Source organism: Streptomyces albireticuli, assembly GCF_021228125.1.
Lineage (GTDB): Bacteria > Actinomycetota > Actinomycetes > Streptomycetales > Streptomycetaceae > Streptomyces > Streptomyces albireticuli.
On sequence record NZ_JAJQQS010000002.1, the window covers coordinates 959,605 to 983,678 of the forward strand.

At 74.0% G+C, this 24,074-nt stretch carries 22 protein-coding genes; 13 read left to right on the forward strand and 9 right to left on the reverse strand.

Annotated features, from left to right (window positions below; translation table 11 throughout):
- Window positions 1-32 precede the first annotated feature (32 nt).
- From sufU to dapD, 4 genes are all read left to right on the forward strand, one after another.
- A complete protein-coding gene (gene sufU, locus LUZ64_RS04400; RefSeq protein WP_095583600.1) occupies window positions 33-488 on the forward strand; it encodes a Fe-S cluster assembly sulfur transfer protein SufU in 456 nt (151 codons plus the stop codon).
- Window positions 485-847 carry a metal-sulfur cluster assembly factor gene (locus LUZ64_RS04405; RefSeq protein ID WP_087928622.1) on the forward strand — a complete coding sequence of 121 codons (363 nt, stop codon included), beginning with the start codon at window positions 485-487 and terminating at the stop codon, window positions 845-847. The genes sufU and LUZ64_RS04405 overlap by 4 nt, the downstream gene beginning before the upstream one ends.
- Before the next feature lie 195 nt (window positions 848-1,042).
- On the forward strand, window positions 1,043-1,408 hold the full coding sequence (locus LUZ64_RS04410; protein WP_095583599.1) for a VOC family protein: 366 nt from the start codon (window positions 1,043-1,045) through the stop codon (window positions 1,406-1,408).
- A gap of 128 nt (window positions 1,409-1,536) precedes the next feature.
- Window positions 1,537-2,526, forward strand: a complete 990-nt coding sequence (gene dapD, locus LUZ64_RS04415) for a 2,3,4,5-tetrahydropyridine-2,6-dicarboxylate N-succinyltransferase (RefSeq protein WP_095583598.1) — start codon at window positions 1,537-1,539, stop codon at window positions 2,524-2,526.
- A gap of 88 nt (window positions 2,527-2,614) precedes the next feature.
- Here the strand turns inward: dapD and dapA are convergent, their stop codons facing one another.
- Together dapA and LUZ64_RS04425 are read right to left on the reverse strand one after the other, a co-directional pair.
- Window positions 2,615-3,493 carry a 4-hydroxy-tetrahydrodipicolinate synthase gene (dapA, locus tag LUZ64_RS04420; protein WP_232390023.1) on the reverse strand — a complete coding sequence of 293 codons (879 nt, stop codon included), beginning with the start codon at window positions 3,491-3,493 and terminating at the stop codon, window positions 2,615-2,617.
- Between the two features lie 155 nt (window positions 3,494-3,648).
- On the reverse strand, window positions 3,649-5,508 hold the full coding sequence (locus LUZ64_RS04425) for a DUF8508 domain-containing protein (RefSeq protein WP_095583596.1): 1,860 nt from the start codon (window positions 5,506-5,508) through the stop codon (window positions 3,649-3,651).
- Window positions 5,509-5,749: 241 nt separating this feature from the next.
- On the opposite strand from LUZ64_RS04425, the gene LUZ64_RS04430 reads away from it, so the two are divergent.
- The 3 genes from LUZ64_RS04430 (at window position 5,750) to LUZ64_RS04440 (ending at window position 10,131) form a co-directional block, all read left to right on the forward strand.
- Window positions 5,750-7,255, forward strand: a complete 1,506-nt coding sequence (locus LUZ64_RS04430; RefSeq protein ID WP_232389999.1) for a hypothetical protein — start codon at window positions 5,750-5,752, stop codon at window positions 7,253-7,255.
- A 271-nt stretch (window positions 7,256-7,526) separates the two neighbouring features.
- Window positions 7,527-8,987, forward strand: coding sequence for an alkaline phosphatase PhoX (locus tag LUZ64_RS04435; protein ID WP_095582190.1), 1,461 nt, complete (start codon window positions 7,527-7,529; stop codon window positions 8,985-8,987).
- 58 nt (window positions 8,988-9,045) lie between these two features.
- Entirely contained in the window at window positions 9,046-10,131 is a 1,086-nt protein-coding gene (locus tag LUZ64_RS04440) for an MsnO8 family LLM class oxidoreductase (protein WP_095582189.1), read from the forward strand.
- Here the strand turns inward: LUZ64_RS04440 and LUZ64_RS04445 are convergent.
- The 3 genes from LUZ64_RS04445 to LUZ64_RS04455 all read right to left on the reverse strand — a co-directional run bounded on the left by LUZ64_RS04445 (window position 10,084) and on the right by LUZ64_RS04455 (window position 13,667).
- A complete protein-coding gene (locus tag LUZ64_RS04445) occupies window positions 10,084-11,292 on the reverse strand; it encodes a TerD family protein (protein WP_232389998.1) in 1,209 nt (402 codons plus the stop codon). The genes LUZ64_RS04440 and LUZ64_RS04445 overlap by 48 nt on opposite strands.
- A gap of 180 nt (window positions 11,293-11,472) precedes the next feature.
- Entirely contained in the window at window positions 11,473-12,342 is an 870-nt protein-coding gene (locus LUZ64_RS04450) for an NAD-dependent epimerase/dehydratase family protein (protein WP_095579693.1), read from the reverse strand.
- 224 nt (window positions 12,343-12,566) lie between these two features.
- Window positions 12,567-13,667, reverse strand: a complete 1,101-nt coding sequence (locus LUZ64_RS04455) for an amidohydrolase family protein (RefSeq protein ID WP_095584584.1) — start codon at window positions 13,665-13,667, stop codon at window positions 12,567-12,569.
- A gap of 427 nt (window positions 13,668-14,094) precedes the next feature.
- On the opposite strand from LUZ64_RS04455, the gene ectA reads away from it, so the two are divergent.
- The 4 genes from ectA to thpD all read left to right on the forward strand — a co-directional run bounded on the left by ectA (window position 14,095) and on the right by thpD (window position 17,377).
- Window positions 14,095-14,661: a diaminobutyrate acetyltransferase gene (gene ectA / locus LUZ64_RS04460; RefSeq protein WP_095584585.1), complete on the forward strand. Its 567-nt coding sequence runs from the start codon at window positions 14,095-14,097 to the stop codon at window positions 14,659-14,661.
- Window positions 14,662-14,749: 88 nt separating this feature from the next.
- Window positions 14,750-16,018 (forward strand): diaminobutyrate--2-oxoglutarate transaminase, encoded by a 1,269-nt coding sequence (gene ectB, locus LUZ64_RS04465; RefSeq protein WP_095579035.1) that lies wholly within the window; start codon window positions 14,750-14,752, stop codon window positions 16,016-16,018.
- A gap of 66 nt (window positions 16,019-16,084) precedes the next feature.
- The gene (locus LUZ64_RS04470) at window positions 16,085-16,483 is read left to right on the forward strand and encodes an ectoine synthase (protein WP_087928638.1); all 399 of its coding nucleotides are present in this window, start codon (window positions 16,085-16,087) and stop codon (window positions 16,481-16,483) included.
- Between the two features lie 3 nt (window positions 16,484-16,486).
- Complete coding sequence (thpD, locus tag LUZ64_RS04475) at window positions 16,487-17,377, forward strand: ectoine hydroxylase (protein ID WP_095579036.1); 891 nt, start codon at window positions 16,487-16,489, stop codon at window positions 17,375-17,377.
- A 41-nt stretch (window positions 17,378-17,418) separates the two neighbouring features.
- Here the strand turns inward: thpD and LUZ64_RS04480 are convergent, their stop codons facing one another.
- Window positions 17,419-18,468 carry an aminotransferase class V-fold PLP-dependent enzyme gene (locus LUZ64_RS04480; RefSeq protein ID WP_095579037.1) on the reverse strand — a complete coding sequence of 350 codons (1,050 nt, stop codon included), beginning with the start codon at window positions 18,466-18,468 and terminating at the stop codon, window positions 17,419-17,421.
- 647 nt (window positions 18,469-19,115) lie between these two features.
- Entirely contained in the window at window positions 19,116-20,162 is a 1,047-nt protein-coding gene (locus LUZ64_RS04485) for a bile acid:sodium symporter family protein (protein WP_095580006.1), read from the reverse strand.
- Between the two features lie 274 nt (window positions 20,163-20,436).
- On the opposite strand from LUZ64_RS04485, the gene LUZ64_RS04490 reads away from it, so the two are divergent.
- Window positions 20,437-21,423, forward strand: a complete 987-nt coding sequence (locus LUZ64_RS04490) for an SCO1860 family LAETG-anchored protein (RefSeq protein ID WP_248288092.1) — start codon at window positions 20,437-20,439, stop codon at window positions 21,421-21,423.
- A gap of 172 nt (window positions 21,424-21,595) precedes the next feature.
- Here LUZ64_RS04490 and cobC read toward each other — a convergent pair whose 3' ends face one another.
- Window positions 21,596-22,648, reverse strand: a complete 1,053-nt coding sequence (gene cobC, locus LUZ64_RS04495; RefSeq protein ID WP_232389996.1) for an Rv2231c family histidinol phosphate aminotransferase CobC — start codon at window positions 22,646-22,648, stop codon at window positions 21,596-21,598.
- A gap of 226 nt (window positions 22,649-22,874) precedes the next feature.
- Entirely contained in the window at window positions 22,875-23,228 is a 354-nt protein-coding gene (locus LUZ64_RS04500) for a cobalamin biosynthesis protein (protein ID WP_232389995.1), read from the reverse strand.
- 117 nt (window positions 23,229-23,345) lie between these two features.
- On the opposite strand from LUZ64_RS04500, the gene LUZ64_RS04505 reads away from it, so the two are divergent.
- The gene (locus tag LUZ64_RS04505) at window positions 23,346-24,071 is read left to right on the forward strand and encodes a ZIP family metal transporter (protein ID WP_095585004.1); all 726 of its coding nucleotides are present in this window, start codon (window positions 23,346-23,348) and stop codon (window positions 24,069-24,071) included.
- Window positions 24,072-24,074 lie beyond the last annotated feature (3 nt).

Sequence of the window (24,074 nt, forward strand, 5' to 3'; positions counted from 1 at the left end):
TCAGACACCGTGGCTGACGGACGAGGCTGACTGTGAAGCTTGATTCGATGTACCAGGACGTCATCCTGGACCACTACAAGCACCCCCACGGGCGGGGCTTGCGGACCGGCGACGCCGAGGTGCACCACGTCAACCCGACGTGCGGTGACGAGATCACCCTGCGCGTGCGGCTCTCGGGCGAGACCATCGAAGACGTCTCGTACGAGGGACAGGGCTGCTCCATCAGCCAGGCCAGCGCCTCCGTGCTCAACGACCTGCTCGTCGGCAAGGACCTCACCGAGGCCCGCCGGATCCAGGAGACCTTCCTGGAGCTGATGCAGTCCAAGGGCAAGGTCGAGCCGGACGACGAGATGGAGGAGGTGCTGGAGGACGCGGTGGCGTTCGCCGGCGTCTCCAAGTACCCCGCCCGGGTGAAGTGCGCGCTGCTCAGCTGGATGGCGTGGAAGGACGCGACAGCGCAGGCGCTGTCCGAAGGGAAGACCGCATGAGCGACGAACTGGAGACGACGACCGCCGAGGCGGCCGCCGTGACGACCAAGCCGGCCTCCGAGGAGGAGGTGCGCGAGGCGCTGTACGACGTGGTCGACCCCGAGCTGGGCATCGACGTCGTCAACCTCGGCCTGATCTACGGCATCCATGTCGACGACGCCAACATCGCCACCCTCGACATGACGCTCACGTCCGCGGCCTGCCCGCTGACCGACGTCATCGAGGACCAGGCGAAGTCGGCCACCGAGGGCATCGTGAACGAGCTCCGGATCAACTGGGTCTGGATGCCGCCGTGGGGCCCGGACAAGATCACGGACGACGGCCGTGAGCAGCTCCGGGCGCTGGGCTTCAACGTCTGAGTCCGCCGCCCGCCACGCGCGGCCCGCTTCCCGACAGGTGTCGGGGAGCGGGCCGTCGTCGTATGACGCGGTGAACGCCGCGGGCCCCGGCCGGGGTGCGGACCCGTCCGGCGGACGGCGCGGTCCGGGCCGGTGCGGCCCCGGACGGCAGACGGTCCTGGTCACGGCCCCCCTGGGTCCCCCAGACTGGCTCCCATGGCTTCTTCGCTCTACAGCATCGTGATCGACGCACACGACCTCCGCTCGCAGGCACGTTTCTGGTGCGACGTCCTCGACTGGCGGGTCCTCTACGCCGACGACCTGGAGGTCACCATCGGCGCCGATGTGACGGCCACCCCGGGCCTCACCTTCGTCCCCGTGAAGGAGGGCAAGGCGATCAAGAACCGGCTGCACATCGACCTCAACCCCGACGACCGGGACGCCGAGGTGGAGAGGATCCTCGCGCTGGGCGCCCGGCGGGCGGACGTCGGGCAGGGCCCGGACGTGACCTGGGTGGTCCTGGAGGACCCCGAGGGCAACGAATTCTGCGTGCTCGCCCCGAAGACCTCCCTGACCGGCTGATCCCCGCCCCGGTCCCGGTCCGGGGTTCCGGCCGGTCCGGCGGGGCGGCCCGGCCCCTTTCCCTCCTGTGCCGTCCCGCCGCCCGCCGAGTTCGCCTTGAGGCCGCTGGTCCGGTTAGGTTTTCGGACATGACCGATGCTGTTGTTTCCCGTACCTCCGGCGCCGTCGCCGCCGGCCTTGCCACGATCACCGAGGACGGCACCGTCCTTGACACCTGGTTCCCCGCCCCCGCGCTCGCCGAGGCCCCCGGACCGGCCGGCACCGAGCGGCTGACCGCCGAGCGCGCCGCCGAGCTGCTGGGCGAGGGCGCCCTCAAGGCCGTCGGCCCGGACCCGCGCCGTGGTGTCGAGGTCGTCGCCGTCCGCACGGTCATCGCCTCGCTCGAGGACAAGCCCCTCGACGCGCACGACGCCTACCTGCGTCTGCACCTGCTCTCCGGCCGCCAGGTCAAGCCGCACGGCCAGAACCTCGACGGCATCTTCGGCCTGCTCGCCAACGTCGCCTGGACCTCGCTCGGCCCCGTCGCCGTCGACCAGGTCGAGAAGGTCCGCCTCAACGCGCGGGCCGAGGGCCTGCACCTCCAGGTCACCAGCATCGACAAGTTCCCGCGCATGACGGACTACGTGGCCCCGGCCGGCGTCCGCATCGCCGACGCCGACCGCGTCCGCCTGGGCGCCCACCTCGGCGCCGGCACCACCGTCATGCACGAGGGCTTCGTCAACTTCAACGCCGGCACGCTCGGCACGTCCATGGTCGAGGGCCGCATCAGCGCGGGCGTCGTCGTCGGCGACGGCACCGACATCGGCGGCGGCGCCTCCACCATGGGCACGCTCTCCGGCGGCGGCAAGCAGATCATCTCCATCGGCGAGCGCTGCCTGCTCGGCGCCGAGTCGGGCATCGGCATCGCCCTCGGCGACGAGTGCGTCGTCGAGGCCGGCCTGTACGTCACCGCGGGCACCCGGGTGACGCTGCCGGACGGCGAGGTCGTCAAGGCGCTGACCCTGTCGGGGTCCAGCAACATCCTCTTCCGCCGGAACTCCACGACCGGTGCCGTGGAGGCCCGGCCGTACAAGAGCAACTGGGGCGGGCTGAACGAGGTTCTGCACAGCCACAACTGAGGTGTGCGGGGCGGGACCGTTCCCCGGTCCCGCCCCCTGCCGCCCAGCCGGGACTCGGCCCCGGACCCGGGTCCTCGATCTCCCCCGGCTACCGCTGGGAGGTGCCCCCGGACGGGCTGGAGAGCGTGCGCTCGTACGCCTCCAGCAGGGCCCCCGTCCGCTCCGGGGACGCCGCGCGCAGCGGCGCCCGTACCGGCCCGGCCGGCAGGTCCAGCGCGTTCAGCAGGGCCTTGGCCGTGACCGTGCCCGGCAGGCCCGCGGACATCATCAGCTCCACCAGCGGCAGCGTCCGCCCGTGGAGGCGCGCCGCCTCGGCGTTCGCGCCGCGGTCGTAGGCGTCCAGGACGGCGGCGATCGCCGGGCCCGCGACGTTGGCCACCGTGCTGACGCAGCCGACGGCGCCCACCGCCCGCAGCGGGAGGTTCAGCTCCTCGGAGCCGGAGTAGTAGGCCAGCTCGGTCGCCGCGATCACCTTCGCGCTGCCCAGCAGGTCGTACGCGCAGTCCTTGACGCCCGCGATCCTCGGGTGCTCCGCCAGCCGGAGCATCGTCTCCGGCTCGATCCGGGTGCCCGTGCGGCCAGGGATGTCGTAGAGCATCACCGGCACCCCGACCGCGTCCGCCACCGTCCGGAAGTGCTCGGCGACGTCCTCCTGAGGCGGCCTGCTGTAGTACGGCGTCACCACCAGCACGCCGTGCGCGCCCGCGGCCTCGGCCGCGCGGGCCAGGGCGACCGTGCCGCGGGTGTCCGCCGAGCCGACGCCCGCCGTGATCCGCGCCCGGTCGCCCACGGCATCGGCGACGGCCCGGACGAGCGCGGTTTTCTCCTCGTCCGTCGTCGTCGGCGACTCGCCGGTGGTGCCGTTCAGCACCAGCCCGTCGCAGCGGCCCTCGCCGACCAGGTGGCCGGCGAGGCGCCGCGCGCCGTCGAGGTCGAGGCGGCCGTCCGCGGTGAACGGGGTCACCATCGCGCAGACGGTACGGCCGAAGAGGCCGGTGGGAGGGCTGGTGAGCACGGGTCACACTCCGGAGGCGCGGTGCGGAAAGGATTCCGCACCGGATTCTGCGCCCGCCCGACCGTATAGGTCCAGTTAAATGATCTTAGATGGACCGTTCAGCGATGCTACGGCTTCCAGCGCAGCACCTGCGGGTCGTGGTCGCTCGCCTGGTCCGCGAACTCCGCGTTGACGTGCACGATGTCGTAGTCCACCGACCGCATGTGGCGGCTGGTCAGGATGTGGTCGAGCACCTGGGAGTTGCCCTGGTAGACGTAGCCGTACCGCTCGCTCTTCGGCAGCGTGTCGACCAGGTCGGTGAGGGCGCCGCCGGCCGTGAGGGCCTTGACCGCGGGGGAGAACTGGAAGTCGTTGAGGTCACCCGCGACGACCACGTTCGCGCGCCGGTCGGCCGCCAGGAGCTGCTTGACGAAGGTGTTGACGAGCTTCGCCTGCTGCGTCCGCTGGGTCTCCGACGGGCGGGCCGGGGCCTGGAAGCGGCTGTCGAGGCCCTGGTCGCCGCCCTTGGAGTTGAAGTGGTTGGCGACCACGAAGACCCGCTCGCCCCGGAAGGTGAACTGGCCGGCCAGCGGCTTGCGGCTGTTGGCCCACGCGGCGTCACCGGGCGCGATCCGGCCCGGCGAGGCGGACAGCGCGGCCTTGCCGCCCTGGCGGACGACCTTGACCGGGGTGGTGGCGTCGCCGCCCGGCGTGTCCACGAAGGAGACACGCGCGGGGTTGAAGAGGAAGGCAGTGCGGATGTTGCCGCCCGGCTGGCCGCCGTCCTGGCCGTCGACCGGGTTGATCTGCCGCCAGTGGTACGTGGGGCCGCCCGCCGCCGCGACGGCTTCCGTCAGCTTCTTCAGCGTCTGCCCCGCGTCCACGGCGCCGTCGTTCGTGGTGCCGTTGTCGTCCTGGACCTCTTCGAGGGCGACGATGTCGGGCGAGGCGAGGTTGGTCACCAGCGCGGACGCCAGCCGGTCGAACTTCGCCTGGGGCGTCTTCGGGGAGAGGTTCTCGACGTTGTACGTGGCGACGGCCAGCTCCCCCTCCCGCTGCTTGCGTGTCGTCTCGCGCTTCAGCCCGCGGTCCTTGAGCGTGCCCAGCTCGGTCGCCTGGAGCGTGTAGCCGCCGAAGTTGTCGTAGTCCAGCGGGCCGGCGGTGGTGCCGGTCAGCTCGTCACCGACGTTCGCGACGGGGAACGGGCGCTGCGCGTAGGGGATCAGCGAGACCACCTTCACCCGGCCGGAGCCCTGCTCGCGGTACGAGCCGTAGAGCGAGCCGCCGCGCGCGGTGCGGTCGCGGCGGGGCTCGGCGGTCACCCACAGGTCCTTGTGCTCGCTGGTCGCGCCGATCACGGGGGCGTCCTGGACCGAGACCCGCATGCCCTCCAGGGACTCGTAGCGGTCCAGGGCGTAGGTGCCGGGCCTCAGCGGCAGCTTCTCGATCGAGCCGCCCCGGGCGTCCGGCGCGTAGCGCGTGGGGAGCGCCGACGGGCGCAGCCGGAAAGCGGCCGGCAGGGCGTTGCCCGAGGACTTCACCTCCCACGTCGCCTTGGTCAGCTGGGTGACGGACTGGAGCCCGGCCTTCTCGCCGCCCGGGTAGTACTCGCTCACCGTGCCCGCGACGAGCACGGAGTCGCCGACCGCCACCGAGGGCGCGGCCGAACCGGTGAAGACGAAGATCCCCTCGCTGGTGGCGGGGTTGCGGTCGGGGTTCGGGTCCTGGAACCAGAAGCCGCGCGCCGAGCCGAAGGAGCGTACGGCCGTGACGATGCCCGGAACGCCCGTCACCTGTTTGTCCGCGAGCGGGGAGAGGCGCGTGCTGCCCTGGATGTCGTGGATCCGGGCCTTGACGGCGGCCGGGGCCTCCTCGCTCCCGGCCGCGCTCGCGGCCTGGGGTACGGCGAGCAGGCCGGCCGCGAGCGCGAGGGCGACGGCGGGGCCGGCGGCCGGGGGTCTGCGCAGGGGACGGCGGGAGAGGGGCATGGCTGCCTCCAAAGGGGGCTCGTGGGAGGTGGAACGGGATCACGCGCGAACCGCGTGTGATCTACGCGCGTCAATGTGTTGTGTGGTCAGGGCAGTTGTCAAGGCTCCACGGGCATACCGCGGCCGACGGGTGGCCGACGGGTCGGTGAACCGGGCGGCACCCTCCGAAATCCGTCTAGGCTTGGCCACCGCGCGGGCCGCGCAGTCGGCGCGGCCGTCACGACGAGGAGAGTCACCCCTGATGTCCGCAGACCGCCCGACCATGCCGCCGGTGCGGCTCCCCTCCGACGCGGAGCTCGCACGGGACGCGCTGTCCGCGCCCCTGTTCGTCCGCGCCGCGAAGCTGGCCCGCTGGGCGGGCGAGGGCACCCCGGTCGGCGCGGGCGGCGAGCTGCTCGCCGAGCAGCTGGGGACCGCCACCGAGCTCCTCGGCCTCACCGCCGACGAGGACGGGCCCGCGTACGCCGCGGAGGCGTGGCAGCACGCGCTGGACACCGGGCTGGTCGAGTTCACCGAGAACCCCGAGGACGCCGAGGGCGCGGAGGCCGCGGACGCCGGCGCCGACACGCCCGCCGGGGTGGCCACGGCCGGCGAGGAGCTGGCCACGCTCACCTCCGGCAGCCCCGCCGACATCCTCGAACTCTGGCTCGGCGGCCTGGAGAACGTCCTGGCCGACGCCGCCGCGCCGGACCTCGGCGACATCGTCGAGCAGATCTCCGAGGGCGGCGACGTCGACCTCGACGCGCTCGACTGGAACCCCGAGGAGGAGGCCGACTTCCTCGACGGCGTGCTCGGCAACCTCTACCTGCTGACCGTGCTCGACGAGGGCGCCGCCGACCGGCCCGTACCGCTGCCGGCCCTCGCCGCCTCCATGATCGTCCCGGATGACATGGACGAGCCCACGGACGACGTCCTCGAAGAGGTCTCCGACGCGATGATGCGCCTGGACGACCAGTTCCGGATGCTCGCCCCGACCGGCGTCGTGGAGTACCAGCCCGTGGACGAGGCCCTCATCGAGGAGGTCGACGGCGAGGGCCACATCCGCGAGTCCGTCGACGCGATCGCCGCGGAGGGTCCCGAGGAGGAGGACGTCAGCCGCTACGGCCTGGTCACCCTCACCCCGCTGGGGCTCTTCGCCGTCCGCTCGCGGATGCTCGACGCCGGCATCGACGCCCCCGCGGTCGGCGACCTCGCCGACGAGGACGCCGACGTCCTGCTCGCCGCGCTCCCCGGCCACCCGGAGCAGGCGGCCCGCGCCGAGACCGAGCTGTGGCTGGCCCGCCGCGAGCCGCTGGCCGCCGCCCGCGAGCTGCTCGCCGCCGCGCGCGGCGCCGACGAGGACGCGCCGCGCCGCCGGCTCTCCTGCCAGCAGACGCTGTCGCTGGTCGGCGGCGAGGCCGAGCCGGCCCTGCGCGAGGTCATCGACGACCGCGAGCTCGGCGGCCTCGCCCGGGTCTGGCTCGCCGAGCACGGCGCGGCGGACGTCCCCGAGCCCGACGAGGCCATGGTCTTCTGGCTGACCGTCGACACGATCGCCGCGCAGCTCGCGGCCGAGGGCGACTCGGAGGAGCTGCGCGGGCTGGTGGCGGACCTGGTCGGCCGGCACAGCGGCTTCTTCGACACGGCGTGGCGGGTGGACCACCCGGCGACGGGCGAGGTGCTGGAGGCGATGGGGCGGCTGCACCCGGACAAGAAGGTGGCCAAGGAGGCTCGTAAGGCGGCGTTCAAGGCGCGGTCGCGGGCGTAGCCGGGTGGGGCGGGCGGGGGTGGTGCCCTGCCGGGGGCTTTCCCCTGCCCGCCCCTTCCCGAATGTCCTCGAACGCCGGACGGGCTGTCTTTCAGCCCGTCCGGCGTTCGAGGACCGGGTGTCGGTGCGGAGCCCCGGGTCCCATTCCGCCGCCCGGACGTCGGGTGGTGTTCATCCGTTAGTCGGAGGGGAACGGGAACGTAAGCGACGTCCCCGCGTGCTCCCTGGGCGCTCGGGCGGCGCGTGACGTTCCGGCGAACCTGGAGACGAGATGACCCTCAGCCGAAGAGACTTCGCGAAGCGATCCGCCGCCACCGGTGCCGGGGTGGCTCTGGCAGGCAGCGTCGGCGTCCTGGCCAGCGCCCCGGGCGCGCTGGCCACGGGGGACGGCGCGGCCGGCGCCGCCGGTGCCGAGGCGGAGTCGGCGCGGGCCGCGGCCGCGCTCGGGTACGGGCCGCTCGTCAAGGACCCGAAGGGGCTGCTCGCCCTGCCGCGTGGTTTCTCCTACCGGGTGATCACCCGGACGGGTGTCACCAAGCTGGAGTCGGGTGAGTACACACCGTCCAACCACGACGGCACCGCCACCTTCGAGGGCCCGCGCGGGGTGACCCTGCTCGTCAACAACCACGAGCTGGGCGGCGCCCGTACCAAGTGGCCGCACCCGGTCCCGCTCACCGAGGGGCTGGTCTACGACCCGGCCGCCGCGGGCGGCTGCACCGTCGTCGAGGTGTCCAAGCACGGCGACCACGTCGCGGAGTGGGTCGGGATCGCCGGCACGTCCACCAACTGCGCGGGCGGCAGCACCCCCTGGGGCACCTGGCTCACGGGCGAGGAGACCGAGGACAAGGCCGGCAAGAACGGCATGACCAAGGACCACGGCTATGTGTTCGAGGTCGATCCGCAGGACCGCCGCGCCAACCGCTCCCCCCGGCCGCTCAAGGCCCTCGGCCGGTACGCGCACGAGGCCGTCGTCGTCGACCCGGACCGCGGCCACGTCTATCTGACCGAGGACGCCTCCGGCCCCAACGGGCTCCTCTACCGCTGGACCCCGCCGGCCGGCTTCCGGCACGGCCGGGGCAGGCTCCGCACGCTCTCCGACACGGCGGGCGCGCTGCAGGCGTTCAAGTGCTTCGACTCCGGCGGCCGCTTCGTCGACGACCTCTCGCGCGCCACCGCCACCGGCACGGTCTACGGCGTGGACTGGGTGACCGTGCCCGACCGCGACGCCCGTACCACCTCGGTGCGCAAGCAGTTCAAGGACGGCGAGGTCACCCGCGCCCGGAAGCTGGAGGGCATGTGGTGGGGCGACGGCGGTGTGTACGTCGTCAGCTCCTTCGCGCGGGAGGAGAGCCCGGTCCGCCACGACGGGCAGGTGTGGTTCTACCACCCGAGGCGCCGCACCCTCACCCTGAAGGTCCTCCTCGGCGTCAACCGGAACCCCGAGCGGGACGGCGCCTTCGACGGCCCGGACAACATCACCGTCTCCCCTTACGGCGGCCTGGTCCTCGCCGAGGACGGCGAGGGCGTCCAGCACCTCTTCGGGGCGCTCGACGACGGCCGTACGTACCCCATCGCGCGCAACGAGCTGAACATCGGCACCCCGCAGAAGCCGGAGTACAGCGAGTTCACCGGGGTCACGTTCGCACCGGACGGACGGACGCTGTTCGCCAACATCCAGGACCCCGGGATCATGCTCGCGATCACCGGCCCGTGGCGCCGCCAGGGGCGCTGACCGGGGCCCCGGCACCCGTTCGGGGGAATCCTGGGCGGTCACCGGTGTTGAAGGGAAGGTGACCACGGCAGCCCTGCGCACCACCCGCTTCTCGGTCCTGGACCGCTCCCGCACCCGGCAGGGGCGGGACCCCGGGGAGGCGCTGCGCGACTCCGTGCGGTTCGCGCAACGGGCCGAGGCGCTCGGCTACCACCGGTTCTGGGTCTCGGAGCACCACAGCGTGCCCGGCGTGGCCGGCTCGGCCCCGACGGTGCTGGCCGCGGCGGTGGCCGCCGCCACGTCCCGGATCCGGGTCGGCACGGGCGGGGTGATGCTGCCCAACCACCGGACGCTGGTGGTCGCCGAGCAGTTCGGGGTGCTGGAGTCGCTGTTCCCGGGCCGGATCGACATGGGCCTGGGCCGCTCGGTGGGCTTCACCGACGGCATCCGGCGGGCGCTGGGCACGGAGAAGGAGGCGATGGGGGACTTCGGCGAGCAGCTCGCCGAGCTGGCCGCGTACTTCACGGACGGCCCCCGCGCCCATCCGCAGGTCCACGCCCGCCCGGCGGAGGGGCTGCGGGTGCCCGCGTTCGTCCTCGCCAACGAGGCGGGCGCGGAGCTCGCGGCCGGGGCCGGGGCGGCCCTGGTCATCGGCGGGCCGCACGGCGAGGAGCGGACGCTCGCCGCCGTCGCGCGCTACCGTGCGGCCTTCCGCCCCTCGGCGTGGTGGGACCGGCCGTACGTGGTGGTCGCGGGGAACGTCGCCGTCGCCGGGACCACCGGGGCCGCCCGCCGGCTGCTGGTGCCGGAGGCGTGGTCGCTCGCACACTCCCGCACGCACGGCGTCTTCCCGCCGCTGGCGCCCGCCGGGGAGATCGAGTCCCTGGCGATGACCGGGCGCGAGCGGAGCCTGTACGAGGAGGGGCTGCGCGGCCACATCCACGGCACGGAGGACGAGGTGGCCGCCGCGCTCGAAGGGCTGATCGAGCGCAGCGGCGCCGACGAGGTGCTGGTCACCACGTCCTCGTACGACCGGGAGGGGCTGCTGGACTCCTACGCCCGGCTGGCCCGCCTGGCCGGGCTGCCCGGCCGGGCAACGGCCGGGCCGGTGTCCGGGTCAGAGGGCCTGCGCGGCGGGCTTGACCAGGTCGCGCACGGTGCGTGACTTCACGAACTCGCCGAGGGCCGTCATCTCCCACTCGCCGGAGTACTGCCGGATGAACTTCGCCATGAGGACGCCGGTCTTGGGCTCCGAGCCCGTGAGGTCGAACCGCACCAGCTCCTCGTTGGTCCGGGCGTCGAGCAGGCGGCAGTAGGACTTGGCGACCTGGTTGAACTTCTGGCCGTTGAAGGAGCTCACGGTGAAGACCAGGCCGGTGACCTCCGGCGGCAGGCCGTCCATGTGGACGGTGATCGTCTCGTCGTCGCCCGAGCCCTCGCCGGTCAGATTGTCGCCGGAGTGCTGGATGGCGCCGTTGAGGATCTGGAGCTTGCCGAAGTAGCAGGCGTCGATCATGTTGCGGTCGGGGCCGTAGGCGATGACGGAGGCGTCCAGGTCGATGGCGCGGCTGCCCCACGCGGGCTCCCAGCCCAGGCCCATCTTCACGGACTGCGTGAGCGGCTTGCCGCCCTTGACGAGGGAGACCGTCTGGTTCTTCTGGAGGCTGACCCGGCCCTTGTCGAGGTTGACCTTCCCGCTGCCGGGGGCCGCGACCGGAGGGGCCGGCGGGGCCGGGGGAGCGGCGGGCGCCGCGGGGGCGTGCACGGGCGCGGCGGGGGCGTGCGCGGGCGGGACGGGGGCGGCGGGCGCGGCGGCCGCCGCGGGCTCCTCCACGCTCACGCCGAAGTCGGTGGCGATGCCCGCCAGGCCGTTCGCGTAGCCCTGGCCGACGGCGCGGACCTTCCACGCGCCCGCCCGGCGGTAGACCTCCACGACGACCAGGGCCGTCTCCGTGCCCAGCCGGGGCGGGGTGAACGTGGCGAGGACGGAGCCGTCGTCCGCGCCGCGCACCGTGGCCGTCGGCTCGATGCCCGCGAACGTCGCGCCCGCCGCGTCCGGGCTGGCGGTCACCACGATCTTGTCGATGTCGGCCGGGACGGCGGCGGTGTCCACGGTGATGGAGTCGGGGGTGCCGCCGGACGCGGCCCGGTGCGTCACGCCCGGACCGGACGGCTGGTTGTAGAAGACGAAGTCGTCGTCGGAGCGCACCTTGCCGTCGGCGGTGAGCAGCAGGCCCGATACGTCGAGCCGCACGGGGGCGGTGACGTCCACCGTCACGCGCGCGACGGAGAGAGGGATGTTCGAGCCGGGTGTCATAGCGGTCATGCCACGGGTAACGAGCGGCCGGTCTTTGCGGTTCCATTACCGAAGCCCGGATTCCGGCCCGGACCCTGCCGGGTTCCCGCCGCCTTCCGCCCGGATTCCCGGCGGATTCTCGGCGGGTTCCCGGCGGGTTTCCGCCGTCCCGGCCCGGCCGGTGGCGGCCGTACGGGCCCTCGTCGCGGCTCAGCCCGGCCGCCGCCAGCGCGGGGGCTCGTCGCCGCAGAACTCCCCGCCCAGGAGACCGCTCACCGGAGGTCGTCCCGGAGACCCGCCGTCCGCGGCGCCCGCCCGGGCCGCCCCGGCCTCCCGCGCCGCGACTTCTCGCGCCGCCGCGAGGACGGCGGGGGCGTACACCTCGGAGTCGTCCCGCGGCGCGTAGCCGAGCGCGCGGGCCGTGGACAGGTCCCACACCAGCCTGGTGTTGGCGGAGCTGCCGTAGGCGACGGTGTGGCCGACGTCCTCGGCGGTGAGCGCCGCGTGCACCAGCCGCGCGCAGTCGTCCGGGCTCAGCCACAGGGACAGCATGCGGACGGACAGGGGCTCGGGGCGGCAGGCGCCGATGCGCAAGGAGACCGTCTCGATGCCGTACCGGTCCCGGTAGAGGGACGCGAGGTCCTCGCCGAAGCACTTGGAGAGCCCGTACAGGGTGTCCGGGCGGTGCGGTGTGCCGGCGGCCAGGGGCGGCTCCCCGGCGGCGGGCAGCGGGGTGAAGCCGACGGCGTGGTTGCTGGAGGCCTGGACCACGCGCCGTACGCCCGCCTCCCGCACGGCCTCGTAGAGGCGGTACGTGCCCTCGACGTTGGCCCGCAGGATGTCCTCGAAGGGTGCCTCCAGGGGGATCCCCGCGAGGTGCACCACCGCGTCGACGCCCCGCAGGGCCGCGCGCAGCGCCGAGCCGTCGGCGAGCTCGGCGGTGACGGCCTCGGGCGCGCCCTCGACCGGCCGCGCGTCGAACAGCCGCAGGTGGTGGCCGTAGTCGGGGAGGCGGGTGCGCAGCATGGTGCCGATGCGGCCGGCGGCGCCGGTGAGGAGGACTGTGCGGGGTGGGGACATGGTGCGACGGTAGGGAGGGGTGGTGTGCGGGTCAATGACGCGGGGGTGGGCGGCGGTGGGGGTGCCGCTGCGCGGGGCCTCTTTCCCCACCCCGCCCCTTCCCGAATGTCCTCAATCGCCGGACGGGCTGAAAATCAGCCCGTCCGGCGATTGAGGACCGGGGTCCGGGGCGGAGCCCCGGTTCGGGAAGGGGCGGGGGGGGGAGGCCCCGCGCAGCGGCATAGCTACCGCACCACCCGCCCCCGCAGCACCACCCGCCGCGGCGCCCCCAGCACCCGTACATCCGCCCGGGGATCCGACTCGTAGACCACCAGGTCCGCCGGAGCGCCCTCCTCCAGGCCCGGGCGGCCCAGCCACGCGCGGGCGTCCCAGGCCGTCGCCGCGAGGGCGGCCGTGGCCGGGATGCCGGCCTTCACCAGCTCGGCGACCTCCTGCGCGACCAGGCCGTGGGCCAGCGAGCCGCCCGCGTCCGTGCCGACGAAGACGGGGATGCCCGCGTCGTAGGCGGCGCGCACCGTCTCGTAGCGCCGCGCGTGCAGGCGGCGCATGTGGTCCGCCCAGCGGGGGAACTTCCGCTCGCCGCCCTCCGCGAGCCCGGGGAACGTCGCGATGTTGACCAGCGTCGGCACGATCGCCACGCCCCGCTCGGCGAACAGCGGGATCGTCTCCTCCGTCAGCCCCGTCGCGTGCTCGACGCAGTCGATGCCCGCCTCCACCAGCGGCGCGAGGGACTCCTCGGCGAAGCAGTGCGCGGTGACCCGCGCGCCCAGCCGGTGCGCCTCGGCGATGGCGGCCTCGACCTCGCCGCGCGGCCAGCAGGACGACAGATCGCCGGTCTCGCGGTCTATCCAGTCGCCGACGAGCTTGACCCAGCCGTCCCCGCGCCGCGCCTCGCGCGCGACGTACGCGACCAGGTCCTCGGGCTCGATCTCGTGCGCGTAGTTGCGGATGTAGCGGCGGGTACGGGCGATGTGACGGCCCGCCCGGATGATCCGGGGGAGGTCCTCGCGGTCGTCGATCCACCGGGTGTCCGAGGGCGAGCCCGCGTCGCGCATCAGCAGGGTGCCGGCGTCCCGGTCGGTCAACGCCTGCTTCTCGCTGGTCGATTCGTCGACGGGGCCGTGCGCGTCCAGGCCCACGTGGCAGTGCGCGTCCACCAGACCGGGCAGTGCCCAGCCCTCGATGGTGGTGACCTCCCGGGCCCCGGCCGGCCGCTCGAACGTGATCCTGCCGTCGACGGCCCACAGCTCGTCGCGCACCCCGCCCTCGGGGTCCGCGCCGACGAGCACCCGCCCCTTGATGTGCAGCACACCACTGTCGCTCATGACGGCACTGTACGCACAGGGGCGTCCGCGCCCCAGGGGGGACCGCGGGTGCGCCGCCATGGGGCCGGGGGGCCGGTGCGGGGTCGGCGAGGAGCCCGGGGGCGGTTCGCGGAATATTCCTCCGCGCGGCCCGGGAGATAATCCGGGAATTCTTCCGGGATTAGCGTGAATACAGCTTCCCGGAATTCTCCTGCCCCCGCGATCCGACCTTAAACGCGGTGATTTTGTTGCCTCGCCGACGGAGGTGTTCGGCCTGTGACGCACTCCACAGCAGCGCCCGGTTCGCCCGATAAAATGCGGACAAATGCCACCATTCTCCGGGGATCTCGCGCGCCCACGTATCCCCGCGCGATAACACATGGACCGTTATCCGGGAAAGACCGGACCCGCATGCAATTTTCGATCCGGCTCGGTAAATTCACTCCGCATGACCGCCGCACAAGCAGACCTTGCACGTGCCCACAATGAATTCCTCGAAATGCCGGAGGGGCTGACGCTGGACAGCCCGCGCGTCGAGGACGGAGCAGCGATCTGGCGCATGGCCCGCGACTCCGGGGCGCTGGACCTCAACTCCTCGTACAGCTACCTCCTGTGGTGCCGCGACTTCGCCGCCACCTCCGCCGTGGCCCGGCGCGCCGACGGCCGCCCGGCGGGCTTCGTCACCGGCTACCTGCGGCCCGAGCGCCCCGGCACCCTCGTCGTCTGGCAGGTGGCCGTCGACCACGGCCACCGCGGCCGGGGCCTGGCCGCCGCCCTCCTGGACGGGCTCGTCGCCCGCGTCGCCCGGGAGCGGGACGTCCACGCCGTCGAGACGACCGTCACCCCCGACAACACCGCCTCGAACCGCCTGTTCGCCTCCTTCGCCGCGCGCCACGGAGCCCGCGTCGACCGCGAAGTGCTCTTCGACGACGGCCTGTTCCCCGGCGGCGGCCACGCGCCCGAGGTGCTCCACCGCATCGGGCCGCTCGGCGGCACGGCCCCGCTCGGCCGCTGAGTCCGCCCGGCCGTCGAGCCCGCCCGGCCCCCGCCCGGCCGCCGGGCCCGCCGCACCCCCGCCACCCCCGCACCCACTGGAGTCCGCCGTGACCATCACCCCGCCCGCCCTGAGCGTCTTCGAAGCCCTGGAGTCGGAGGTCCGCAGCTACTGCCGCAGCTGGCCCGCAGTCTTCGACCGCGCACAGGGCAGCCGGATGTACGACGAGGACGGCCACACCTACCTCGACTTCTTCTCCGGCGCCGGAGCGCTCAACTACGGGCACAACAACCCCGTGCTCAAACGCGCCCTGCTCGACTACCTCGAACGCGACGGCGTCACCCACGGCCTCGACATGGGCACCACCGCCAAGCGCGCGTTCCTGGAGTCCTTCCAGGACATCGTGCTGCGCCCGCGCGACCTGCCGTACAAGGTGATGTTCCCCGGCCCGACGGGCACCAACGCCGTGGAGGCCGCGCTCAAGCTGGCCCGCAAGGTCAAGGGCCGCGAGTCCATCGTCTCCTTCACCAACGCCTTCCACGGCATGTCGCTGGGGTCGCTCGCCGTCACCGGCAACGCCTTCAAGCGGGCCGGCGCGGGCATCCCGCTGGTGCACGGCACCCCGATGCCCTTCGACAACTACCTCGACGGCCGGGTACCGGACTTCCTGTGGTTCGAGCGGCTGCTGGAGGACCAGGGCTCGGGCCTGAACCGGCCCGCCGCCGTCATCGTCGAGACCGTCCAGGGCGAAGGCGGCGTCAACGTCGCCCGCGCGGACTGGCTGCGCGCCCTCGCCGACCTGTGCGCGCGCCGCGACATGCTGCTGATCGTCGACGACATCCAGATGGGCTGCGGCCGCACCGGCGCCTTCTTCTCCTTCGAGGAGGCGGGCATCACCCCGGACATCGTCACCCTGTCCAAGTCCATCGGCGGCTACGGGATGCCGATGTCGCTCACCCTCTTCAAGCCGGAGCTCGACATCTGGGAGCCCGGCGAGCACAACGGCACCTTCCGCGGCAACAACCCCTCCTTCGTCACCGCCGCGGCCGCCCTGAACGCCTACTGGGCGGACGGCCAGATGGAGAAGCAGACCCTCGCCCGGGGCGAGCAGGTCGCGCGGGCGCTCGACGCCCTGTGCGCCGAACACCCCGGAACCGGCGCGGAGTACCGGGGCCGCGGCCTCGTCTGGGGCCTCACGTTCACCGACCGTGCCCGGGCCGCCGCCGTCGCCGCGCGCGCCTTCGAGCTCGGACTGCTCATCGAGACCTCCGGCCCCGCGAGCGAGGTCGTCAAGCTGCTCCCCGCCCTGACCATCTCCCCCGAGGAGCTGGACGAGGGGCTGCGGATCCTCGCCCGCGCGGTCCGCGAGACCGCCTGACCGCCCCGCCTTTACCCGTACCCGTACCCGTAACGACAGCGAACCCCCGTACAGAAGGGCACCACCGTGATCGTCCGTTCGTTCAAGGACATCGAGGGCACCGACCGGCACGTCAAGGCCCGGTCCGGCACCTGGGAGAGCAAGCGCATCGTGCTCGCCAAGGAGCGCGTCGGCTTCTCCCTGCACGAGACCGTGCTGTACGCGGGCACGGAGACGTCGATGTGGTACGCCAACCACATCGAGGCCGTGCTGTGCGTCGAGGGGGAGGCCGAGCTCACCGACGACGAGACCGGCGAGAAGCACTGGATCGAGCCCGGCACCATGTACCTGCTGGACGGCCATGAGCGCCACACCCTGCGGCCGAAGACCGACTTCCGCTGCGTGTGCGTCTTCAACCCGCCCGTCACCGGCCGCGAGGACCACGACGAGAACGGCGTCTACCCCCTGCTGACGGAGGAGGGCTGAGCGATGACGGCCACGGTCAGCGACCTCTACCCCACCCGGGGCGCCCAGGAGGTGCCCGTACCCCGGCGGGACCCGGTGGTGTGGTCCCGCCCCGGCACCCCCGGCCCGATCGGTGAAACCGGGCTGGCGGACTACGACCGCGACGGCTTCCTCACGGTCGACCGGCTCCTCGGCCCGGACGAGGTGGCGCTCTACCGCGCCGAGCTGGACCGGCTGATCGCCGACCCGGCCGTACGCGCCGACGAGCGCTCCGTCGTCGAGCCCCGGTCACGGGACGTACGGTCGGTGTTCGAGGTGCACCGGATCAGCGAGGTCTTCGCGGGACTCGTGCGCGACCCGCGCGTGGTGGGCCGGGCACGGCAGATCCTCGGCTCGGACGTCTACGTCCACCAGTCCCGGATCAACGTCAAACCAGGCTTCGGCGCCTCCGGGTTCTACTGGCACTCGGACTTCGAGACCTGGCACGCCGAGGACGGGCTGCCGCGCATGCGGACCGTGTCGGTCTCGATCGCCCTGACCGACAACCTCGACACCAACGGCGGCCTGATGATCATGCCCGGTTCGCACCGGACGTTCCTCGGCTGCGCCGGTGAGACCCCGCGCGACAACTACAAGCGCTCCCTGCGCACGCAGGAGGCGGGCACGCCCTCCGACGCCGCGCTGACCGGCTTCGCCGAGCGGCACGGCGTCAGGCTCTTCACCGGGCCGGCCGGGTCGGCGACGTGGTTCGACTGCAACTGCATGCACGGGTCCGGGAACAACATCACGCCGTACCCGCGCAGCAACGTCTTCATCGTCTTCAACAGCGTGGACAACGCGGCGGTGGAGCCCTTCGCGGCACCGGCGCGGCGCCCGGAGTTCGTGGGGGCGCGGGACTTCACCCCGGTGCCCTGACCGGCCCCGCCGGCCATCGGAGGGGCCGGTCCGCCGGCCCCTCACCGCCGTGCGAGCACCTCCAGCAGCCGGTCGACGTCGGCGGTGGAGTTGTAGAGGTGGAAGGCGGCGCGCAGCCTCCCCGCCCGCGCGCTGACCTGCACCCCCGCCGCCGCCGGCCGCTCGGCGGCGCCGTGGACGCCCGGGACGGCGACGATCGCCGAGCCCTCGGCCGGCACGGGCGTGAGACCGAGCGCCACCACCCCGGCGCGGAACCGGTCGGCGAGCGCCCGGTCGTGCGCGCCGATGCGCTCGACGCCCAGCTCCTCCACGAGGGCGAGACCGTGCAGGGCCCCCACGTAGGACAGGACGGCGACGTTCTCGTCGAAGCGGCGGGCCGTCCGGGCGAGCGGCTCCACCTTCCCGTAGCAGGTCTGCCAGGGGTCCTCGCCCGTGACCCAGCCCGCGAACACCGGCGTGAGCGCGCCCAGGTCCCCGGGGACGGTGAGGAAGGCGACGCCGCGCGGCCCCATCAGCCACTTGTAGCCCACGCCGACGGTGAAGTCGTGGGCGGCGGCGTCCAGCGGGAGCCAGCCCGCCGCCTGGCTGACGTCGACGAGCGTACGGGCCCCGTACGCGCGGGTGGCCGCGGCGATCGCGCCGAGCCCGGCGATCCGGCCGTCGGCCGACTGGACGGCGCTCACCGCGACGAGCGCCGTGTCCGGGCGGACCTCCTCGGCGAGCCGCTCCAGCGGGACCGTACGCACCCGGAGGCCGGGCCGGGTGTGGAAAGGATTGACGAGCGAGGCGAAGTCGCCCTCCGCGACGAGCACTTCGGCGTCCGCCGGCAGGGACTGGGCGATCAGGCCGCAGTACACGGCGACGGAACCGCCGGCCGCCACCCGGGAGGCGGGCACGCCGACCAGCCGGGCGTAGGCGGACCGTGCCGCGTCCACCGTGGCCGAGAAGTCCACGTTCCCCGGCGCTCCGGCGGCCAGGACGCCGATCGCCGCACCCATGGCGGCGGCGGCCGGGGTGGGCAGCAGGCCGGTGGCCGCGGTGTTGAGATAGACGGTCTCGGGGGCGAAGTGGGCGGGCGCGAGGCTTTCCATTCACTCACTATCCGCGGACGCGATCATTCCGTCCATGTCCGGCGGGGGCGCGCGCGGCGCGCTCGGGGTCGGTCCCCGACGGCGGGATGAGGGCACGCGCGCCCTGAGGATGAGCGGGCGGCGCGCGGACCGGGCCCTGCGGACCAGGCGGGGGCGCGGGCGGTTCCCCCTTGCGGGCGAGGGGGATTCACCGCTGCGGGGGAAGCGGTGGGTGGGGTGGGCACGGAAGTCTTGTGTCATGAGCCGTATGCGACGGAGTTCGCTCCTCAACGTCCTTGTCAGCGCAGCCTATTCGGGGTTTTCGTCGTGGGATGACCATGCGACGTTTTACGGTGGGGAGGGGTAGGGGAGGGCGGTTGCCGGGGCGGTGAGCGGGGGCGGGTGGGGGCCGCTGCGCGGGGCTTTGTCCCCACCCCGCCCCTTCCCGAACCGGGGCTCCGCCCCGGACCCCGGTCCTCAATCGCCGGACGGGCTGAGTTGTCGCCCGGACCGGGCCGGAAAGCCCTCTGGCGCAGGGGAAAGCCGGCCCTCGGGCAGGGGCGAGATCCAGCCCGGCTGTGGGCACCTCCTGGGGGCACCCCCAGCGGTAGCTGGGGGAGCTTGAGGCCATCGCGCGTCAGCGCGGCCGGGGGCCCGGGGCCTGCCCGTTACGGGGAGGGGCGGGTAGGGGACGAAGCCTCCCGCAGGGGCACTCCACGCCCGCGCGACATCCACGCCGCCACGCCCGCCCCCGAGACGTTGTGCCAGACCGAGAACACCGCCGCCGGCAGCGCCGCCGCCGCACTGAAGTGCGTCGTCGCCAGCGACGCCGCCAGGCCGGAGTTCTGCATGCCGACCTCGAAGGCCATGGCCCTGCTCGCCGGCCGGCCCAGGCGGGCCAGCCGGCCGGACGCGTAGCCGAGGGCCAGGCCGAGGCCGTTGTGGAGGACGACGGCGAGGAGGACGAGGCCCGCGGCGTCCTTGATGCGGGCCGCGCTGCCCGACACCACCGTCAGGACGATCATGGAGATCGTCAGCGCCGACACCCACGGCAGGACGCGCAGCACCCGGTCGACGTGCCGCCCCGCCAGCAGGCGTACGAGCGCGCCGCCGACGACCGGGACCAGCACCGTCTTGAGGATGTCGACGAGCATGGCCCCCGCGTCCACGTCCAGGAAGCGGTCCGCGAGCAGCAGCGTCAACGGCGGTGTCACCAGCGGCGCGACGAGCGTGGAGACCGTCGCCACGGACACGGACAGCGCCACGTCGCCGCGTGCGAGGTAGGTGACCACATTGGACGCCGTGCCGCTCGGCGCGCAGCCGACGAGGATGACCCCGGCCGCCAGCTGCGGCGGCAGGTCCAGCGCGGTGGCGATCAGCCAGCCCAGCCCCGGCATGATCACGTAATGCGCCACCAGGCCCAGCCCCACCGCCCAGGGCCGCTTGGCCACGGCGTGGAAGTCCGCGGGCGTGAGGGTGAGCCCCATCGCGAACATCACCACGCCCAGCAGGTACGGCACCGCCGGCGCCCATCCCGTGAAGTGCGAGGGCGCCGCGAGGCCCACGCCGCCCGCCGCGAGGACGAGCAGCGGGAAGGCGGTGACGGCCAGCCGCGCGGTCCGGTCGGCGGCGGGGGCGGCGGCAGGGTCGGCGGACGCGGCGTTCGTACCGTCCTGAACAGCGGCGGAGTCGGGGGAGGTTCGCTCGTTCGGCATACGGCGGGACCTTAGCGATCACCCCTGCTCCTCGAACAGGGGTGACGCGTGTGACGAGAAAACGCTCACGCGCCGACGGAATCGAATGCGACTGCGAAACCTACCCTTTGGGGTGAACTGGCCCCGGTCTGCCGCCCGTTCACCCTCCAGGGGTCAAATATGGCGGGGTCCCGCCGTCGGCGCGCGCTGTCCCCCGTAGACGCGCCGGCGGCACCACACCTCTCGTGGGGGTTCCACGCACGTGTTCAGCACCACCGTCATCCCTTCCTTCGGTATGCCCGTACGCCGCCGCGCGGTCCGTCTGGCCGTCGCCGCCACCGCGCTCACCGCCGTCGCCACCGGAACCGCCGCCGGACCCGCGGCCGCCACCGGCGGCACCGGCACCACGGCCGGCAGCGCCACCCGCGGCGACGACACTTCCGTCAGCGGGACCTCCGGCGCGGTCGTCCTCCGCGCCGGCCTCGACATCGGCCTCCTCGACAAGACGGTCCGCGTCCCCCTCGACACCTCGCTCAACGAGGTGAAGGCGCCCGCGAACGCCGACCGGAACGCCCTCGCCGTCACCCTCGACGGTGTCGAGCAGGGCCGCCCCGTCTCCGTCCTGCGCGCCGACACCGCCACCGCCCGCGCCACCGCCGACGGCCGGAAGGCCGAGGGCTACGCCAACCTCGTGCACGCCAAGGTGCGCCTGCCCGGGCTGCCGCAGCTCTCCCTCGTCGAGGTCCAGCAGGTCACGTCCAGAGCGGTGTGTGAGGCGGGCCGGCGGCCGACGGCCAAGGCGAACGTGCTCGGCGGCCTCTCCGTCCTCGGGAAGCGGGTCACCCTCACCGCGACAGGCCCGACCAAGGTCTCCGTACCGGGCGTCGGCGAGGTGCGCCTCGACCTGTCGCGGACCGCCACGACGTCCCGCACGGCGGCGGCCGCGGCGCTCGAACTCAAGGTCTCCGTCAACCCCCTGCGGTTGAACGTGGCCGAGGTCGAAGGCCAGGTCACGCTCGCCCGGGCGACCTGCGAGACGCCGTCCGGCGCGGCCCGCACGCCTTCACCGGCGACGCCGCCCGCCACGCCCGGCGGGGGCGCGAAGCCGCAGACGGCGGCGCACGTTCCGGCGAAGGCCGTGCCGGCGAAGGCGACGGGCGCGGATCTGGCCGAGACGGGCGGCGGATCGGCGACGCCGTATGTGGCGGGGGCGGCGGCGGTGCTGGTGGCCGCGGGGGCCGGGGCGGTCGTGGTGGGGCGGCGGCGTCGTCGTCGCGGCTGACGCGCGCCGACGGGGTTTTCTCTTTCCCCACCCCGCCCCTTCCCGAATGTCCTCAATCGCCGGACGGGCTGGAATCAGCCCGTCCGGCGATTGAGGACCGGGGTCCGGGGCGGAGTCCTGGTTCGGGAAGGGGCGGGACGGGGACAAGGCCCCGCGCGGCGGCCGCCGTCCCCTAGCCGTCCGCCAAAACCTTCGCCAGCGCCTCCACGAAGCGGTCCGTCGTCTCCCGGTCCCGCACCGCCAGCCTCAGATACTCCGGGCCCAGACCCGGGAACGTGTCGCCGCGCCGCACCGCGAACCCCAGCCCCCGCAGCCGCCCCCGTACCGCCGCCGCCTCCGCCATCCGCACCAGCAGGAACGGGCCCGCGGCCGGGCCGTACACCCGCACCCCCTCGAACGCCGACAGCGCCGCCGTCAGATGGGCCCGGTCGGCGGCCAGGTGGTGCGCGGCGTGCGCGGCCTCCGCGAGGGCCGGGGGAGCGCTGCACGCCTCCGCCGCCGCCAGGGCGGGCGAGGACACCGGCCACAGCGGCTGGGCCCGCTCCAGCCGGGCTATCGTCCCCGGCGAGGCCAGGACGTAGCCGATGCGCAGCCCCGCCAGCCCCCAGGTCTTGGTGAGGCTGCGCAGCACGACCAGGCCCGGCAGGTCCGTGCGCGAGGCCAGCGACTCCCGCTCGCCGGGGACCGCGTCCATGAACGCCTCGTCCACGACCAGCGTCCGCCCCGGGCGCGCCAGCTGGGCCAGCGCCTGCGCCGGGTGCAGCACGGACGTCGGGTTGGTGGGGTTGCCCACCACCACCAGGTCCGCGTCGCCCGGCACCGCCCGCGGATCCAGCCGGAAGCCGTCCTCCGGGTCCAGCAGCACCCGCTCCACCGTATGACCGGCGTCCCGCAGCGCGGCCTCCGGCTCCGTGAACTGCGGGTGCACGACCACCGGCCGCCGCACCCGCAGCGCGCGGGCGAGCAGCACGAACGCCTCCGCCGCCCCCGCCGTCAGCAGCACCCGCTCCTCCGGCAGGCCGTGCCGCTCGGCCACCGCCCGCCGGGCCGCCCGCCCGTCGGGGTAGGCGGCCAGCCCGTCGAGCGAGGCCGCCAGCCGCTCCCGCAGCCAGACCGGGGGCGTACCCGTGCGGACGTTCACCGCCAGATCGGTCAATTCGGCGCCACCGCCCCGTACTTCGGCGTCGCCGTGGTGCCGGAGGTCCGGTTCACTGGGTGTGTGCATGGCCGCGGGCCACCTTCTCTTCTTCCTTGACGCTGACAGGGCCGGGGCGAGGGGCCCGCCCCATGACGGTACTGACGGCACCCCGGCCGCGCGCAGGCGGGTCCGCGCGGGAGATCCCGTACGGGGGACAGGCCCCCGGTTCGCCTGCGGGCCCGCCGCCGGTTCCGTACGCGCGCCGCCGCTGGTTCCGTACGCGCGCCGCCCCGGACCCGTACGCGCCCCACCCCTACGTCCCCACCGCCCGCGCCACCGCGCACGTCGCCGCCGCCGACTTCCGCTTCCCCACCACCAGCGTCCCGCCCGCCCCCGCGGCCAGCAGCGCCGCCGCCTCGGCGACGCCCGGCACCCCCACCGCCGCCAGCACCACCGCCGACGGGTCCGGCACCGCCACCCCCGCCAGCGCCTCCGCGCCGTACGTCCGCAACGGCACCCCCAGCCGGGCCGCCGCGGTCACCAGGCCCGGCTCACCGGCCTTCGCCTCCGCCGTGACCAGGGCCACCGGACGGGCGTCCGCGCCCAGCACCCGGCCGGCCTCCGCCAGCGTCCGCCCGATCAGCGCCAGCACCTCCGCCGCGGCCACGCCCCGGCGCGCCCCCACCCCCACGTACAGCGGGGCGCGCAGGGGCGCCGCGACCGTGGCAAGCTCCGGAGAAGGGAAGGCCGTGGGCAGTGCGGCCGCGAGAAGGGTGGAGGGCCCGTGCCGGTCGTCGTCGCCCTGGGCGCGTTCCTGATGACACTCCTCGGCGGGTGGGCCGCCCAGCGCTTCACCGACCGCAGACACCTCATCCTCGGGCTCGCCGGCGGGCTGATGCTCGGCGTCGTCGGCCTCGACCTGCTGCCGGAGGCGCTGGAGGCCGCCGACCGCGAGATCTTCGGCGTCCCCGTCGCCCTGCTCTGCTTCGTCCTCGGCTTCCTCACCGCCCACCTCGTCGAGCGGCTGCTCGCCGTCCGCCGCGCGGACCACGGCATGACCGACACGGTGCGCGCCCCCCAGGTCGGCCTCACCGCGGCCGCCGCCCTCGTCCTCCACAGCGCCATGGACGGCGTCGCCATCGGCGCCGCGTTCCAGGTGGACAGCGGGGTGGCCGCCGCCGTGGCCGTGGCCGTCGTCGCCCATGACTTCGCCGACGGCTTCAACACGTACACGATCACCGACCTGTACGGGAACCAGCGCCACCGCGCCCTCCTGATGCTCGCGGCCGACGCCGTCGCGCCCGTCGCAGGCGCCGCGTCCACCCTGCTCTTCACCCTTCCGGAGCAGTTCCTCGGCATCTACCTCGGCTTCTTCGGGGGCGTCCTGCTCTACCTCGCCACCTCGGACATCCTCCCCGAGGCCCACCACCAGCACCCGGCCCGCTCCACGCTCGCCTGCACGGTCGCCGGAGTGGCCTTCATCTGGCTCGTCGTGGGCCTCGCGAGCTGAACC